Source organism: Pseudomonas sp. NPDC089530 (genome assembly GCF_050280705.1).
Classification (GTDB): Bacteria; Pseudomonadota; Gammaproteobacteria; order Pseudomonadales; family Pseudomonadaceae; genus Aquipseudomonas.
The window spans coordinates 56,525-71,990 of the sequence record NZ_JBNNVU010000022.1 but is presented as its reverse complement, the minus strand read 5'-3'; the positions used below and the strand labels follow the sequence as shown (position 1 = coordinate 71,990).

The 15,466-nt window shown below is 62.2% G+C and carries 17 protein-coding genes; 15 read left to right on the top strand and 2 right to left on the bottom strand.

Features of this window, described 5'->3' with window-relative positions; all coding sequences use genetic code 11:
• The 8 genes from alc to ACQKQA_RS11665 form a co-directional block, all read left to right on the top strand.
• The coding region (gene alc / locus ACQKQA_RS11700) for an allantoicase (RefSeq protein ID WP_427557063.1) at positions 1-938 on the top strand (938 nt) is incomplete at its 5' end.
• Positions 939-1,083: 145 nt separating this feature from the next.
• Positions 1,084-1,587 (top strand): ureidoglycolate lyase, encoded by a 504-nt coding sequence (locus ACQKQA_RS11695; RefSeq protein ID WP_427557060.1) that lies wholly within the window; start codon positions 1,084-1,086, stop codon positions 1,585-1,587.
• A 51-nt stretch (positions 1,588-1,638) separates the two neighbouring features.
• Positions 1,639-2,934 (top strand): urate hydroxylase PuuD, encoded by a 1,296-nt coding sequence (locus tag ACQKQA_RS11690; protein ID WP_427557057.1) that lies wholly within the window; start codon positions 1,639-1,641, stop codon positions 2,932-2,934.
• 167 nt (positions 2,935-3,101) lie between these two features.
• Positions 3,102-4,460 (top strand): nucleobase:cation symporter-2 family protein, encoded by a 1,359-nt coding sequence (locus ACQKQA_RS11685; RefSeq protein ID WP_427557055.1) that lies wholly within the window; start codon positions 3,102-3,104, stop codon positions 4,458-4,460.
• A 144-nt stretch (positions 4,461-4,604) separates the two neighbouring features.
• A complete protein-coding gene (locus ACQKQA_RS11680; protein WP_427557052.1) occupies positions 4,605-5,390 on the top strand; it encodes an outer membrane protein OmpK in 786 nt (261 codons plus the stop codon).
• Between the two features lies 1 nt (position 5,391).
• The gene (locus tag ACQKQA_RS11675; protein WP_427557049.1) at positions 5,392-5,778 is read left to right on the top strand and encodes a hypothetical protein; all 387 of its coding nucleotides are present in this window, start codon (positions 5,392-5,394) and stop codon (positions 5,776-5,778) included.
• Entirely contained in the window at positions 5,775-6,560 is a 786-nt protein-coding gene (locus tag ACQKQA_RS11670) for an outer membrane protein OmpK (RefSeq protein ID WP_427557047.1), read from the top strand. Before ACQKQA_RS11675 ends, ACQKQA_RS11670 begins: the two co-directional genes overlap by 4 nt.
• Positions 6,561-6,702: 142 nt before the next feature.
• Positions 6,703-7,557, top strand: coding sequence for a pirin family protein (locus ACQKQA_RS11665; RefSeq protein WP_427557045.1), 855 nt, complete (start codon positions 6,703-6,705; stop codon positions 7,555-7,557).
• A gap of 86 nt (positions 7,558-7,643) precedes the next feature.
• On the opposite strand, the gene ACQKQA_RS11660 is transcribed toward ACQKQA_RS11665, so the two are convergent.
• Positions 7,644-8,813, bottom strand: coding sequence for a patatin-like phospholipase family protein (locus ACQKQA_RS11660; RefSeq protein ID WP_427557043.1), 1,170 nt, complete (start codon positions 8,811-8,813; stop codon positions 7,644-7,646).
• Between the two features lie 49 nt (positions 8,814-8,862).
• Complete coding sequence (locus ACQKQA_RS11655) at positions 8,863-9,795, bottom strand: lipid A biosynthesis lauroyl acyltransferase (protein ID WP_427557040.1); 933 nt, start codon at positions 9,793-9,795, stop codon at positions 8,863-8,865.
• 121 nt (positions 9,796-9,916) lie between these two features.
• Here ACQKQA_RS11655 and minC point away from each other — a divergent pair, with 121 nt between their 5' ends.
• From minC to ACQKQA_RS11620, 7 genes are all read left to right on the top strand, one after another.
• A complete protein-coding gene (gene minC / locus ACQKQA_RS11650) occupies positions 9,917-10,654 on the top strand; it encodes a septum site-determining protein MinC (protein ID WP_427557037.1) in 738 nt (245 codons plus the stop codon).
• A gap of 178 nt (positions 10,655-10,832) precedes the next feature.
• On the top strand, positions 10,833-11,645 hold the full coding sequence (minD, locus tag ACQKQA_RS11645; protein WP_427557035.1) for a septum site-determining protein MinD: 813 nt from the start codon (positions 10,833-10,835) through the stop codon (positions 11,643-11,645).
• On the top strand, positions 11,645-11,899 hold the full coding sequence (gene minE / locus ACQKQA_RS11640) for a cell division topological specificity factor MinE (protein ID WP_027620024.1): 255 nt from the start codon (positions 11,645-11,647) through the stop codon (positions 11,897-11,899). Before minD ends, minE begins: the two co-directional genes overlap by 1 nt.
• A gap of 95 nt (positions 11,900-11,994) precedes the next feature.
• Complete coding sequence (locus ACQKQA_RS11635; protein WP_427557031.1) at positions 11,995-12,630, top strand: RluA family pseudouridine synthase; 636 nt, start codon at positions 11,995-11,997, stop codon at positions 12,628-12,630.
• A 150-nt stretch (positions 12,631-12,780) separates the two neighbouring features.
• The gene (locus ACQKQA_RS11630) at positions 12,781-13,617 is read left to right on the top strand and encodes a hypothetical protein (RefSeq protein ID WP_427557029.1); all 837 of its coding nucleotides are present in this window, start codon (positions 12,781-12,783) and stop codon (positions 13,615-13,617) included.
• A 107-nt stretch (positions 13,618-13,724) separates the two neighbouring features.
• Positions 13,725-15,014, top strand: a complete 1,290-nt coding sequence (locus ACQKQA_RS11625; protein WP_427557027.1) for a M18 family aminopeptidase — start codon at positions 13,725-13,727, stop codon at positions 15,012-15,014.
• Positions 15,015-15,216: 202 nt separating this feature from the next.
• A complete protein-coding gene (locus ACQKQA_RS11620) occupies positions 15,217-15,393 on the top strand; it encodes a hypothetical protein (RefSeq protein ID WP_427557024.1) in 177 nt (58 codons plus the stop codon).
• Positions 15,394-15,466: the final 73 nt, after the last annotated feature.

The window sequence follows — 15,466 nt, the reverse complement described above, 5'->3', positions numbered from 1 at the left end:
CAACCCACCCCGACGGTGGTGGACAAGACCCTTGCCGATGCCGAAGACCAGACCCCCAGCCGACCCCGGCCGTATGGAAGGAGGGCGTATTCGATGACAACGGCAAGTGGATGGACGGCTGGGAGTCGCGCCGCAAGCGCTTCGAAGGCTACGACAGCGCGGTGATCCGCCTGGGCGTGCCCGGCCAGATCAAGGGTGTGGACATCGACACCTCATTCTTCACCGGCAACTTCCCGCCGTCGGCATCCCTGGAAGCCTGCTTCCTGGCCGAAGGCGAGCCGAACGAGAACACCCAGTGGGTGGAAGTGCTGCCAGCCGTCGAGCTGCAGGGCAACAGCCACCACTACCACGAGATCAGCAACGACCAGCCGTTCAGCCACCTGCGCTTCAACATCTACCCGGATGGCGGCGTGGCCCGCCTGCGTGTGCACGGCATTCCGTACCGCGACTGGACGGCGGTCGGCGACAACGAGCAGGTCGACCTGGCCGCCGCCCTCAACGGTGGCCGCGCCCTGGCCTGCTCCGACGAACACTTCGGCCGCATGAGCAACATCCTCAACCCGGGCCGTGGCATCAACATGGGCGACGGCTGGGAAACCGCGCGTCGTCGTACCCCCGGCAATGACTGGGTGATCGTCGCCCTGGGTCATCCGGGCGAGATCGAGAAGATCGTCGTCGACACCCTGCACTTCAAGGGCAACTACCCGGACAGCTGCTCGATCCAGGGCGCCTTCGTCAAGGGCGGCACCGACAGCCAGATCGAAACCCAGTCGCTGTTCTGGCGTGAACTGCTGCCGAGCCAGAAGCTGGAAATGCACGCCGAACACACCTTCGCCGAGCAGATCAAGGCCCTGGGCCCGATCACCCATATCCGCCTGAACGTACTCCCGGACGGTGGTGTCAGCCGCCTGCGGATCCTGGGCAAGGTCGCGAAGTAATGCCAAGCCTGTAGGAGCGCAGCTCGCGCGCGATGGCGGTTGTCCAATCGACATCTGCTGTCCGGTCGGACGCCATCGCGAGCAAGCTTCGCTCCTACCGAAACGACTGACTGAACATTCGAATTCACAGAGCAAGAAGAACAGCATGCGCACATTGACGATCGAACCGCTGACCAAAGAAGCCTTCGCCCCCTTCGGTGACGTGATTGAAACCGACGGCAGCGATCACTTCATGATCAACAACGGTTCGACCATGCGCTTCCATCGTCTGGCCACCGTGGAAACCGCCACGCCGGACGACAAGGCGATCATCAGCATCTTCCGCGCCGACGCGCTGGATATGCCCTTGACCGTCCGCATGCTGGAGCGCCATCCGCTGGGCAGCCAGGCTTTCATTCCGCTGCTCGGCAACCCCTTTCTGATCGTGGTCGCGCCACTTGGCGATGCACCTGTATCGGGCTTGGTCCGCGCCTTTGTCAGTAATGGCAGGCAGGGCATTAATTACCATCGCGGCGTCTGGCACCACCCGGTGCTGACGATCGAAAAGCGGGATGACTTCCTGGTGGTTGATCGCAGTGGCACAGGCAATAACTGCGATGAGCATTTCTTTGAAGAGGATGAGTGTCTGCTCCTCGCCCCCCACCAATAAGAGAAGGCCTGATCACTCGACGACAAGGGTGACAGGCAAGAGGTAAAGACTGTGGAAGCACATCTGTTGGAATGGCTCAACCTGAGCGTGCGTTGGGTTCACATGATTACTGGCGTGGCCTGGATCGGTGCGTCGTTCTACTTCGTCTGGCTGGAAAACAACCTCAATCGCGTCAACCCCAAGGACGGCCTCTCGGGCGACCTCTGGGCGATCCACGGTGGCGGTATCTACCACCTGGAAAAGTACAAACTGGCCCCACCCTCGATGCCGGAGAACCTGCACTGGTTCAAGTGGGAAGCCTACTTCACCTGGATGTCGGGGATCGCCCTGCTCTGCCTGGTGTTCTACTACAACCCGATGCTCTACCTGGTTGCGCCCGGCAGCGGCCTGACCGGCCCTGAAGGCGTGGCCATCGGCATCGGCGCCCTGATCGCCGGCTGGTTCGTCTACGACTTCCTCTGCGACTCGCCCCTGGGCAAGAAACCCGCCCTGCTCGGCTTCATCCTGTTCGTGCTGTTGATCGCCGCGGCCTATGGCTTCAGCAAGGTGTTCAGCGGTCGCGGCGCCTACCTGCACGTGGGCGCCATCATCGGCACCATCATGGTCGGCAACGTGTTCCGCATCATCATGCCGGCCCAGCGCGCGCTGGTGGCCGCCATCGCGGAAAACCGCACCCCGGACCCGACCCTGCCGGCCAAGGGCCTGCTGCGTTCACGTCACAACAACTACTTCACCCTGCCCGTGCTGTTCATCATGATCAGCAACCACTTCCCGAGCACCTACGGCAGCCAGTACAACTGGCTGATCCTGGCCGGGATCGCGGTGCTGGCGGTGCTGGTGCGGCACTACTTCAACACCCGCCACGACAGCCACAAGTTCGCCTGGACCCTGCCGGTCGCCGCCCTGGGCATGATCTGCCTGGCCTACGTCACCGGTCCCGCGCAAATGGCCAACACTCCGGACGTGGCCAAGGCCCCGGCGAAGATCGAGTACCAGCCCCTGCCGGAAACCGCCCTCGGCGGCGGTGCCAAGCCAGAAGCCGCAGCGGCTCTGGCAGCTCCGGCCCAGGCCTCCACGACCCAGGGCCCGTCCTTCGACAAGGTGCATAACGTGATTCAGGAGCGTTGCGCGGTCTGTCACTCGGCCAAGCCCACCAGCCCATTGTTCAGCGCCGCGCCGGCCGGCGTGATGTTCGACACCCCGGAGCAGATCAAGCTCCAGGCGCCACGGATCCAGGCCCAGGCGGTAGCCAGCCAGATCATGCCGCTGGGCAACATCACCCAGATGACCCAGCAGGAACGCGACCTGATCGGCGCCTGGATCAACCAGGGGGCGCACACCAACTGAGTCACCGCTGAAAAACCATCGCGACAATCCTCGCTCCTGCAACCGGTGAAAACCTGCAGGAGCGAGCAGCCCCGCGAGCAACCGCAACGCGGTTGGCCTGCTGCAAAAAGCTGTTCGCAACCACACAGCTTTCTAATCACAAGAATAAAAAAGACCCGAGGTGTTGCATGTCCGTGTCAACCGAACCGCGCATCCCCGACGCACCCGCCATTCAGCGACTGCCCCTGTTGCAACTGATCCTGGTCGGCTTGCAGCATGTCTTGCTGATGTACGGAGGCGCCATTGCGGTGCCGCTGATCATCGGACAGGCCGCGGGTCTGAGTCGTGAAGAAATCGCCTTCCTGATCAATGCCGACCTGCTGGTCGCCGGCATCGCCACCATCGTGCAATCCCTCGGCATCGGCCCCATGGGCATCCGCATGCCGGTGATGATGGGCGCCAGCTTCGCCGCGGTGGGCAGCATGGTGGCCATGGCCGGCATGCCCGGTATCGGCCTGCCGGGCATCTTTGGCGCGACCATCGCCGCCGGGTTCTTCGGCATGCTCATCGCCCCTTTCATGTCCCGGGTGGTGCGTTTCTTCCCGCCCCTGGTCACCGGCACCGTCATCACCTCCATCGGCCTGTCGCTGTTCCCGGTCGCGGTGAACTGGGCGGGCGGCGGCAGCCACAACGCCGAATTCGGCTCCCCCATCTACCTCGGCATCGCCGCGCTGGTACTGGGCACCATCCTGCTGGTGCACCGTTTCATGCGCGGTTTCTGGGTGAACATTTCCGTGCTGATCGGCATGGGCCTGGGCTACGTGCTCTGTGGCCTGCTCGGCATGGTCGACCTCAGCGGCATGGCCCAGGCGCCCTGGCTGCAGGTGGTCACGCCGCTGCATTTCGGCATGCCGCAGTTCCACCTGGCGCCGATCCTTTCGATGTGCCTGGTGGTGGTGATCATCTTTGTCGAATCCACCGGGATGTTCCTCGCCCTGGGGAAAATCACCGGCCAGGAAGTCACCCCGCGCATGCTCCGGCGTGGCCTGCTGTGTGATGCCGGCGCTTCGTTTTTCGCCGGTTTCCTCAATACCTTCACCCACTCTTCGTTCGCCCAGAACATCGGCCTGGTGCAGATGACCGGCGTGCGTTGCCGCTCGGTGACCCTGGTCGCCGGCGGCCTGTTGATCGTCCTCAGCCTGCTGCCCAAGGCCGCCTTCCTGGTGGCCTCGATTCCACCGGCGGTGCTGGGCGGCGCGGCCATCGCCATGTTCGGCATGGTGGCGGCGACCGGGATCAAGATCCTCCAGGAAACCGACATCGCCGACCGCCGCAACCAGTTGCTGGTGGCGGTGAGCATCGGCATGGGCCTGATCCCGGTGGTACGTCCGGAGTTCTTCGCCCACCTGCCCCAGTGGATGAGCCCGATCACCCACAGCGGCATCGCCATGGCGACGCTCAGCGCCCTGGCCCTGAACCTGCTGTTCAACATCCTGGGCGGTACCGAACGGGCCGCCGGCAACGCCTGCCACGCCCACCAGCACTGAAGCCCGAACGGGGCGGCCTCGATGGCCGCCCCCGCTTGACCGTCGTTACCCGAAAGAGACGCACGACAGGCAGACCCGGCAATGCCCGGTCGCAGTCGGCGGCTGCCTGCGCCTTGAAAATAAAAACAAACAGGGAGCAACACGATGAGACATCCCCACACACGCCTGCTGCTGAGCGGCGGGCTGCTGGCGACGACCCAGGCCATGGCCGGCGATCTGCTGCTGTGGCAGACCAACAGCCTGACGTACCTGTACGGCAAGAACTTCGCGATCAACCCGTCGATCCAGCAGACGGTGACCTTCGAACATGCCGACAAGTGGAAATACGGCGACACCTTCCTGTTCGTCGACAAGATTTTCTACAACGGCAAGGAAGACCCGAACAAAGGCCCCCACGCCTTTTACGGCGAGTTCAGCCCAAGGCTGTCGTTCGGCAAGATCTTCGACCGCTCGCTGGCCTTCGGCCCGGTCAAGGACGTGTTGCTGGCCATGACCTACGAATATGGCGAGGGCGACAGCGAGGCCTACCTGATCGGCCCCGGTTTCGACCTCGCCGTACCGGGCTTCAACTATTTCACCCTGAACTTCTACCGGCGCCAGACCGAAGGGCCGCGCCCCGGCGACGGGGTCTGGCAGATCACGCCGACCTGGTCCTACAGCATCCCGCTCGGCCGCTCGACCCTGCTGATCGACGGTTACCTGGACTGGGTGGTGGACAACGACCGCAACGACCGCGGCACCTACCACGCCAACCTGCATATCAATCCGCAGATCAAATATGACCTGGGCAAGGCCCTGAGCCTGAGCGAAAAGCAACTGTATGTCGGCCTCGAGTACAGCTACTGGAAAGACAAGTACGGCATCCAGGACAGTGCCAAGCTGGACACCCACCAGAACACCGCCAGCCTGCTGGTGAAGGTGCATTTCTAGAATGGCCGGCCAGCGCGCCCCAAAGTTGTTGCAAGTGCGCTATTGCGGGGCACTTGAGCAAGGCCGTGGGAGCCAGTATTCTCCGCGGCCGCCTGAATCCGGTGAAAAAAAAAGCCCGGACTTAAAACCTGACCAGAAAGCCAACTTATCCCGGCCTCTGGAAAGTACCAAGGCGTACCGATTTAAAACCGAATTCACTCTCGATCGCCTGTATTCGCAGCCGCTCGGGAGTCTTTGCGCTTATTTTTTTCGCCTTGGCTCAGCCCTTGCTATCAGCAAAGAAGCTGACCGAACGGATAGTTTTTCAGCCAATGAAAGGTGCCACACCAGAGCACCGGCTTTTAAAGAAAAAACGTGGAACCACTTACTTTTGGGAGCAACCGAATGAACCGCATCTGTAAAGGCATGATGCTTGCCGGGTCCTTGCTGGCAGGGGCCCAGGCCACGGCCGGCGACCTGCTGCAATGGCAGAACAACAGCCTGACTTACCTCTACGGCAAAGACTTCGCGATCAACCCGGAAATTCAGCAGACTGTAACTTTCGAGCATGCCGATGCCTGGAAGTACGGCGACAACTTCCTGTTTGTCGACAAGATCTTCTACAACGGTAAAAAGGACGGCAACGTCGGCCCGAACACTTATTACGGCGAGTTCAGCCCACGTCTTTCATTCGGCAAGATCTTCGATCAGAAGTTGGAGTTCGGTCCGATCAAGGACGTATTGCTGGCCATGACTTACGAGTTCGGTGAAGGCGATAACGAGTCCTATCTGATCGGTCCGGGTTTCGACCTGGCAATTCCCGGCTTCGACTACTTCCAGTTGAACTTCTACAACCGTCAGACCGAAGGCAGCCGTGCCGGCGACAATGTCTGGCAGATCACTCCGGTCTGGTCCTACACCATTCCCGTGGGTAGCTCGGACATTCTGGTCGACGGTTTCATCGACTGGGTGGTGGACAATGACAGGAACTCCAAGGGCGAGTACCACGCCAACCTGCACATCAACCCGCAGATCAAATACGACCTGGGCAAGGCGCTGAAACTGGGCGCCAAACAGCTGTATGTGGGTATCGAGTACGACTACTGGAAGAACAAGTACGGGGTCAAGGATACCCCTTACTTCGACACCGACCAGAACACCGCCAGCCTGCTGCTCAAGTATCACTTCTGATGCTGCGAGGTCCGTTCCCGCACTGATTACGGGAACGGATCACATCGAATAAATCGATAACAACACGCCGATATTCGCAACCATCGATCAGTTGAGCTGGCATAGCATGTCGCTCATTCCAACCTGATCAGGAGTTGCATCGATGACTCAGTTTCGCAAAGTACTCAGCGTCCATACCGGCCAACCCGCCTCGGACGGCGCCGGCGTCAGACTGACCCGGGTCTTCGGTGGCCAGGGTGTCGAGCGCTTCGACCCGTTCCTGATGCTCGACGAGTTCGGCTCGGAGAATCCCGACGACTACATCGCCGGCTTCCCGCCCCACCCCCATCGCGGTTTCGAAACCGTCACCTACATGCTCGAAGGCCGCATGTGCCACGAAGACCACCTGGGCAACGTCGGCCTGCTGGAGGGCGGTGGCGTGCAGTGGATGACCGCTGCCAAGGGCATCATCCACAGCGAGATGCCGGAACAGGAAGAAGGCGTGATGCGCGGCTTCCAGCTGTGGCTGAACCTGCCGGGCAAGCACAAGCTCGACAAGGCCGGCTACCGGGACATTCAACCCCAGGACATCCCGCGCCTGACCACCGCCAATGGCGTGGAGGTGGTGGTGATCGCCGGCCGCTTCGATGATGGCCAACTGCAGCAGACCGGTGCCGTCGAACGCCCGGACACCGAGCCCCACTACTTCGACCTGCGCCTGCCGGCGGGCGCCAGCATCAGCCCGCGCCTGCCCGAAGGGCACCGGGCGCTGCTGTATGTCTATGAAGGCCAGATCGATCTGCCCGGGCACCCGCAACCGGTGGCCAGCAGCAAGCTGGTGCGCCTGTCCGACCTGGGTGAACTCCAGTTGAGCAGCACAGATGGCGCCCGTGTGCTGCTGATCGCTGGCAAGCCACTGGGCGAGCCGATCGTGCAATACGGCCCGTTCGTGATGAACACCCGGGAAGAAATCGAACAGGCCCTGCGGGACTTCCGCGATGACAAACTGACGGCCTGAGCCCTCCCCTCAAACGACCTGTCGCGAGCAGGCTTGCCCTACAGAACGCGGTACTCCCTGTAGGAGCGAGCTTGCTCGCGCCGTTTTCAGGCGGTTGCCGCCGCCGTCAGGCCCAGGAACTGCCTCAACTCGTCGCGCTTGGCCAGGGCATCGCTGCGCCCCAGCTCGATCAACTCGCTGCAATACCCCGCCTCGAACAACAGATAACTCAGAACCCCCGCCCCACTGGTCTTGGTCGCCCCCGGCCCGCGCAGGAACAGGCGCAGCGCCGCTGGCAGTTCCTGCCGGTGACGCGCGGCGATTTCATCGATCGGCTGGCTGGGGGCAATCACCAGCACCTCCACCGGGGCCACGCCCAGGGTGCGGACCGGCGCACTCGACGGCAGCAGATGACTGAACTGGTTCAGACGCTGCAGAAGTTCGATGTCGCTTTCCAGGCTGTCAATGAAGGTACTGTTGAGCATGTGCCCGCCGATCTGCGCCAGCGTCGGCTGCTGCCCGGTGTAGGAACGCTGCTGAGGCGCCTCGGGATCGAGGCCACGGGGGTTGCCACTGACCCCGACCACCAGCACCCGGCTGGCCCCCAGGTGCAGGGCCGGGCTGATGGGCGCCGATTGGCGCACCGCGCCGTCGCCGAAGAACTCCTGGTCGATTTTCACCGGAGCGAACAGCAGTGGAATCGCCGAGCTGGCCAGCAAATGTTCGACCGTGAGCTCGGTGGGCAGGCCGATACGCCGGTGGCGCAGCCAGGCATCGATGGTGCCGCCCCCCTGGTAGAAGGTCACCGCCTGGCCCGACTCATAACCGAAGGCCGTGACCGCTACCGCCTTCAGATGTTTCTGCGTAATGGCCTGGCGAATGCCGGACAGCTGCAGTTTTTCGTTCAACAGGTGCCGCAGCGGCGAGCTGTTGAGCAGCGCCACGGGCACCTGGGCACCCAGGCCGAGCAGGCTGTGGCCGACGAACCGGGTGGCCTGGCGGATGACCCCGGGCCAGTCGCTGCGGATCACCTGATGGCTGCGAAAGCCCTGCCAGAATGCCGTGAGACGCTCGATGGCCGCGGTGAAATCCATTGCCCCGCTGGCCAGGCTGACCGCATTGATCGCCCCGGCCGAGGTCCCGACTATCACTGGAAACGGATTGCTCGCCCCGGCCGGCAGCAATTCGGCAATCGCCGCCAGCACCCCCACCTGATATGCCGCACGCGCCCCGCCGCCGGAAAGAATCAATCCTGTGACCGGTTCCGCTGGGCTCATCGCAACACTCCATGGCGCTAAAAGGGGCTTTCAATCTAACGCGATAATGTCAACCGCGCTTCTTGTACAGCTTCGGCTCGCCTGGCGGACGGCTCTTGAAACGCCGGTGCGCCCACAGGTACTGCTCCGGACTCTCACGCAACACGCCTTCGATCCACTGGTTGATGCGCAGGCAATCGGCCTCGTCGGTCTCCCCCGGGAAATCCTCCAGCGGCGGATGGATCACCAGGCGATAACCGCTGCCATCGGCCAGCCGCTGCTGGGTAAAAGGCACCACCAGGGCCTTGCCCAGCCGGGCGAACTTGCTGGTGGCGGTGACGGTCGCCGCCTGGATACCGAACAAGGGCACGAACACGCTCTGCTTGGCGCCGTAGTCCTGGTCCGGTGCGTACCAGATGGCCCGTCCGGAGCGCAGCAGCTTGAGCATGCCACGCACGTCTTCGCGCTCCACCGCCAGGGAATCCAGGTTGTGCCGCTCGCGACCGCGACGCTGGATGAAATCGAACAGCGGGTTCTTGTGCTCGCGGTACATACCGTCGATGGTGTGCTGCTGGCCAAGCAGCGCCGCGCCAATTTCCAGGGTCGTGAAGTGCAGGGCCATGAGGATCACGCCCTTGCCTTCAAGCTGGGCCTGCTTGAGGTGCTCCAGGCCTTCGACATGGGCCAGGCGCGCCAGGCGCCGCTTGGACCACCACCAGCTCATGGCCATTTCGAAAAAGGCGATGCCGGTGGAGGCGAAGTTTTCCTTGAGCAGACGCTTGCGTTCGGCCGCGGACTTCTCGGGGAAACACAGCTCCAGGTTGCGCTTGGCGATCCGCCGGCGCTCGCCGGCCACCCGGTACATCAATGCACCCAGGGCCCGACCGATCCCCAGCAACAACGGATAAGGCAGCTGGACCACCAGCCATAGCAACCCCAGGCCCAGCCACAGCGGCCAGAAACGGGGATAAAGAAATGCAGCTCGAAAACGCGGGCGATCCATTACAGATTCCGGACAGACAACAAGGTCGCGCATTCTACATCGGTTCGACCCGGCTTGCGGCCCGCAGGCGTTCTCGTTATAAGTCTCGGCACTTTTAGTGACAAGCCGCTTTATGCCGACCATGAGCCAAACCGAATCGCAAAACCTGGACCCGGTGTTCCAGTTGAAGGGCAGCATGCTGGCCATCACCGTGCTGGAACTGGCCCGAAACGACCTCGAAGGTCTCGATCGCCAACTGGCGGCGAAGGTCGCGCAAGCCCCGAATTTCTTCAGCAACGCCCCGCTGGTACTGGCCCTGGACAAGCTGCCGGCCAGCGAAGGCGCCGTCGATCTGCCAGGCCTGATGCGCGTCTGCCGTCACCATGGCCTGCGCACCCTGGCGATCCGCGCCAGCCGCATCGAGGACATCGCCGCCGCCATCGCCGTCGACCTGCCGGTCCTGCCGCCCTCCGGCGCCCGTGAACGGCCCCTCGAACCGCCGGAAAGCGAAGTCCGGAAACAGCCCGAAAAGCCGCCTGAACCCACGATCAAACCCACCCGGATCATCACTTCGCCAGTACGCGGTGGACAGCAGATCTATGCCCAGGGTGGCGATCTGGTGGTGACTTCCTCGGTCAGCCCGGGCGCGGAACTTCTCGCCGATGGCAATATCCATGTATACGGCCCGATGCGCGGCCGGGCGCTGGCCGGGGTCAAGGGCGATACCAAGGCACGGATTTTCTGTCAGCAGTTGAGCGCTGAATTGGTGTCCATCGCCGGCCAGTACAAGGTTTCCGAGGACCTGCGACGCGATCCGTTGTGGGGGGCCGGAGTCCAGGTCAGCCTGTCGGGTGACGTGTTGAACATCACACGTCTTTAACGGATACTGCCGCATTTTCCAAGCATCTCTAAAACCTAGCGAAAACGGCTCAAACGAAGTAGGAGCAGGTCATCAGCAATGCTGGCCGACCTCCAGCCAAGGCTGTCCGACTGCAGTAGTTTTTCATAGAGATGTTTTTCAGGGGCTGAAAGTCCTTTTTCCTTAGGGGTGAAACACCTTGGCCAAGATTCTCGTGGTTACATCCGGCAAGGGTGGTGTGGGTAAGACCACCACCAGCGCCGCTATCGGTACCGGTCTCGCTCTGCGTGGCCACAAAACAGTCATCGTCGACTTCGACGTCGGCCTGCGTAACCTCGACCTGATCATGGGTTGCGAGCGTCGCGTGGTGTATGACTTCGTCAACGTGGTCAATGGCGAAGCCAACCTGCAGCAAGCCCTGATCAAAGACAAGCGCCTGGAAAACCTCTACGTGCTGGCCGCCAGTCAGACCCGCGACAAAGACGCGCTGACCCAGGAAGGCGTGGAAAAAGTGCTGATGGAGCTCAAGGAGACCTTCGATTTCGTGGTCTGCGACTCCCCGGCCGGTATCGAGAAAGGCGCCCACCTGGCCATGTACTTCGCCGACGAAGCGATAGTCGTGACCAACCCGGAAGTTTCCTCGGTCCGTGACTCCGACCGCATGCTGGGCCTGCTGGCCAGCAAGTCCCGTCGCGCCGAGAAAGGCGAAGAGCCGATCCAGGAGCACCTGCTGATCACTCGCTACCACCCGGAGCGTGTCGAGAAGGGCGAAATGCTTGGCGTCGAAGACGTCAAGGAAATCCTCGCCGTTCGACTGCTGGGCGTCATCCCTGAGTCCCAGGCCGTGCTCAAGGCCTCCAACCAGGGTATCCCAGTCATCCTCGACGACCAGAGCGATGCCGGCCAGGCCTACAGCGATACCGTCGATCGCTTGCTGGGCAAGGAAAAAGAACATCGGTTTCTGAATGTCGAGAAGAAGGGATTCTTCGAGCGCCTGTTTGGAGGTAGGTAATGAACCTTTTTGACTTCTTTCGTGCCAACAAAAAGCAAAGTACCGCCTCGGTAGCGAAAGAGCGTCTACAGATCATCGTGGCGCATGAACGCGGCCAGCGCAGCACCCCTGATTACTTGCCTGCCTTGCAGAAGGAACTGGTGGAAGTAATCCGCAAGTACGTCAATATCGGGTCCGATGATGTGCATGTCGCTCTGGAAAACCAGGGCAGCTGCTCGATCCTGGAACTCAATATCACCCTGCCTGATCGCTGATCGATCAGGTTGGAGCCACGGCGGCTCGATCCCTCGGTTTCTGCAGAAGCCGGGGCGATCGCGCCGCCGTTGGCGTTTGTTACGAGGCTGTTTTAATGCCGCTGTCGAATATCCGCATCATTCATCAGGACGCCGCCATTCTGGTGGTGGACAAACCCACCCTGCTGCTCTCCGTGCCCGGCCGGGCCGATGACAACAAGGACTGCCTGATCACCCGCCTGCAGGAAAACGGTTACCCGGAAGCCCGTATCGTCCATCGCCTGGACTGGGAAACCTCCGGCATCATCCTGCTGGCCCGCGACCCCGATACCCACCGCGAACTGTCCCGGCAGTTTCACGACCGCGAGACCGAAAAGGCCTACACCGCCCTGTGCTGGGGCCAGCCGGAGCTGGACAGCGGCAGCATCGACCTGCCCCTGCGCTACGACCCGCCGACCAAACCGCGGCACGTGGTGGATCACGAATTCGGCAAGCACGCCCTGACCTTCTGGCGGGTACTGGAACGCTGCGGCGATTGGTGCCGGGTCGAGCTGACCCCGATCACCGGGCGCTCGCACCAGTTGCGCGTACACATGCTGTCCATCGGTCATCCGCTGCTGGGCGACGGCCTGTACGCCCACCCGCAAGCCCTGGCCGCCTGGCCGCGCCTGTGCCTGCACGCCAGCATGCTCAGCTTCACTCATCCCCAGAGTGGCGAACGCCTGCGCTTCGAGTGCCCGGCGCCGTTTTGATCGAGACTGACTTTCTCGGGACGCCCCTCCGTCAAGGGGCGCCATACAAGAAAATTCCTAAATAGATGTAAGACTTGTCTGAATTTTGTTACAGATTTGTGAAAAAAATATTAAAATAATGGCCACTCGACATTACGGCAGGAAGCCTCTGTGCTCAGCAGTCAGCCATTTCAACGCGATTACCCTTTTACCTTCTGCTTTCTGAATACCACCCTGCACCTTCGCGAAAGGCCGTCGGCAGACGCCAGCGCAGCCCTCGAACGCCTCATCCGCCAACGCCACGCACACAAACAGACCCGCGCCAGCGCCCCCTTGGCAACCGGCGAGACGCCGCTGTTCGCCAAGGTACAACCGCTGGATACCTTCAAGGCGAAAGTGCGCGTCACCCTGGGCAAGCCCCAGCGCAACGGCCGCTTCGACTGGCCGCTGGAAGAGCTGATCAACACCGCCGAAGCCCAGCGACGCGGCGCGCAGATGTCCGACCTCGAAGGATTCGGCCATACCCGGGACCGCCTGGGGCTGGTGCAGGAGTACTTCATCATCACCCGCCTGCTGGATGACTACATTGACGGCGTACAGTGGTTGCGCGAAAACCCGGGCAAGATCGAGCCTTTTATCCGCGACGCCTTCGGCCTGCTGCACTCCCTCGCGCAAAAGAACATCACCCACATGGATTTCTGGGCCGGCAACATCATGATCAGCCCCCGGGCTCCGCTCAAGGCCATCGACTTCGAGAACTGCTTCGCGACCAGCTCACCCCACCCCAGCGAAACCCTGGGTTTTCAGTTGGGCTTCTTCTACCGCCGCGAAATCTACAAGCTGATTACCGAAGCGCGGTACGACGCGCTGGTCGAGGAGTACCTCGAGCAACTACCGGGCATCCGCGCGGAAAAGTTCAGCGAGGTCTACCAGGCCAGCAAGCATGAGTATGTGGGCCGCAAACAACGCCGCGAAGTGTTCCTCAAAGGCAACCTGATTACCGGTTGAGCTGTTTCCCCGTACTGCGCGGGGATGTTGTCTCCCTCAACGGCATTGCGTCTGCAATGCCGCGAGCCGATACGGTAAACTCGCGCCACTGCTGTCTGGAGCTACTTATGCGCGAAGAGTTGAACCAGGGCCTGATCGACTTCCTCAAGGCCTCCCCTACCCCTTTCCATGCAACCGCCAGCCTCGTTCAACGCCTGGAGGCGGCAGGCTATCAGCGTCTCGACGAGCGCGAGCCGTGGACCACCGAAGCCAACGGTCGCTATTACGTCACCCGCAATGACTCCTCCATCGTTGCCGTCAAGCTGGGCCGGCATTCGCCCCTGCACAGCGGTATCCGCATGGTCGGCGCCCACACCGACAGCCCGTGCCTGCGGGTCAAGCCGCAACCGGAGCTGCAACGCCAGGGCTTCTGGCAACTGGGTGTGGAAGTCTATGGCGGTGCCTTGCTGGCCCCCTGGTTCGACCGCGACCTGTCCCTGGCCGGCCGCGTCACGTTCCGCCGCGACGGCAAGGTCGAAAGCCAGCTGATCGACTTCAAAGCGCCTATCGCGACCATCCCCAACCTGGCCATCCACCTCAATCGCGAAGCCAACCAGGGCTGGGCGATCAACGCCCAGACCGAGCTGCCGCCGATCCTGGCGCAATTCGCCGGTGACGAGCGGGTCGACTTCCGCGCGGTGCTGACCGACCAACTGGCCCGGGAACATGGCCTGAACGCCGACGTGGTGCTCGACTACGAGCTGAGCTTCTACGACACCCAGAGCGCGGCGGTCATCGGCCTGCACGGCGACTTCATCGCCGGCGCGCGCCTGGACAATCTGCTGTCCTGCTATGCCGGCCTGCAAGCCCTGCTCAACGCCGACACCGAGGAAACCTGCGTGCTGGTCTGCAACGACCACGAAGAAGTCGGTTCCTGCTCCGCCTGCGGCGCCGACGGCCCGATGCTCGAACAGACCCTGCGCCGCCTGCTGCCCGAAGGCGACGAGTTCGTGCGGACCATCCAGAAGTCGCTGCTGGTCTCGGCCGACAACGCCCACGGCGTACACCCCAACTACGCCGACAAGCACGATGCCAACCACGGCCCGAAACTCAACGCCGGCCCGGTGATCAAGGTCAACAGCAACCAGCGCTACGCCACCAATAGCGAGACCGCCGGCTTCTTCCGTCATCTGTGCATGGCCGAGGAAGTACCGGTACAAAGCTTCGTGGTGCGCAGCGACATGGGGTGCGGCTCGACCATCGGCCCGATCACCGCCAGCCACCTGGGCGTGCGCACCGTGGATATCGGCCTGCCGACCTTCGCCATGCACTCGATCCGCGAACTGTGCGGCAGCCACGACCTGGCGCACCTGGTGAAGGTGCTGAGCGCGTTCTACGCCAGCGCCGACCTGCCGTAACCTCTCTTCTGTAAGAGCGAAGCTTGCTCGCGATGGCCGCGGCGCGGAGGTACTGGACGACCGCGTCATCGTTCACCGCGAGCAAGCTTCGCTCCTACAGGATGCGAAAATCCGGGCACCGAGGCATTTCTGATCCACATCACCCCGCACTCCGGCAAAGCCACCTAGACTGGTCAGTATCCCCTCCGACAAGGCTGTCCCCATGATCTCGATGTATTCCTTCCATGCCATGCTCATCCCCATTCTCTCAGGGATGACCCTGCTGGCCATCGGCTACAACTTCCGCGACAAGAATGCCGGCATCTTCAGCATGTGGGCCGGTATGCTGCTGATTCTCGGCACCGTGATCTACAAGATCCTCGCCAAACTCGCCGAATAAATGCGCCGCCCAGGCTCGCATTGGTATTAGCCGCCTCGTACACTCGGTCGATCCGCTTTGTCCAAGGTTGACC

What these genes read in the sequence shown, in the direction of transcription:
- ACQKQA_RS11670 (WP_427557047.1), top strand. Translation starts at nt 5,775, where the DNA reads ATGAACCGCATCTGTAAAGGCATGATGCTTGCCGGGTCCTTGCTGGCA.
- ACQKQA_RS11680 (WP_427557052.1), top strand. Translation starts at nt 4,605, where the DNA reads ATGAGACATCCCCACACACGCCTGCTGCTGAGCGGCGGGCTGCTGGCG.
- minC (WP_427557037.1), top strand. Translation starts at nt 9,917, where the DNA reads ATGAGCCAAACCGAATCGCAAAACCTGGACCCGGTGTTCCAGTTGAAG.
- ACQKQA_RS11635 (WP_427557031.1), top strand. Translation starts at nt 11,995, where the DNA reads ATGCCGCTGTCGAATATCCGCATCATTCATCAGGACGCCGCCATTCTG.
- ACQKQA_RS11665 (WP_427557045.1), top strand. Translation starts at nt 6,703, where the DNA reads ATGACTCAGTTTCGCAAAGTACTCAGCGTCCATACCGGCCAACCCGCC.
- minE (WP_027620024.1), top strand. Translation starts at nt 11,645, where the DNA reads ATGAACCTTTTTGACTTCTTTCGTGCCAACAAAAAGCAAAGTACCGCC.
- ACQKQA_RS11675 (WP_427557049.1), top strand. Translation starts at nt 5,392, where the DNA reads ATGGCCGGCCAGCGCGCCCCAAAGTTGTTGCAAGTGCGCTATTGCGGG.
- ACQKQA_RS11695 (WP_427557060.1), top strand. Translation starts at nt 1,084, where the DNA reads ATGCGCACATTGACGATCGAACCGCTGACCAAAGAAGCCTTCGCCCCC.
- ACQKQA_RS11625 (WP_427557027.1), top strand. Translation starts at nt 13,725, where the DNA reads ATGCGCGAAGAGTTGAACCAGGGCCTGATCGACTTCCTCAAGGCCTCC.
- ACQKQA_RS11655 (WP_427557040.1), bottom strand. Translation starts at nt 9,795, where the DNA reads ATGGATCGCCCGCGTTTTCGAGCTGCATTTCTTTATCCCCGTTTCTGG.
- ACQKQA_RS11620 (WP_427557024.1), top strand. Translation starts at nt 15,217, where the DNA reads ATGATCTCGATGTATTCCTTCCATGCCATGCTCATCCCCATTCTCTCA.
- ACQKQA_RS11685 (WP_427557055.1), top strand. Translation starts at nt 3,102, where the DNA reads ATGTCCGTGTCAACCGAACCGCGCATCCCCGACGCACCCGCCATTCAG.
- ACQKQA_RS11660 (WP_427557043.1), bottom strand. Translation starts at nt 8,813, where the DNA reads ATGAGCCCAGCGGAACCGGTCACAGGATTGATTCTTTCCGGCGGCGGG.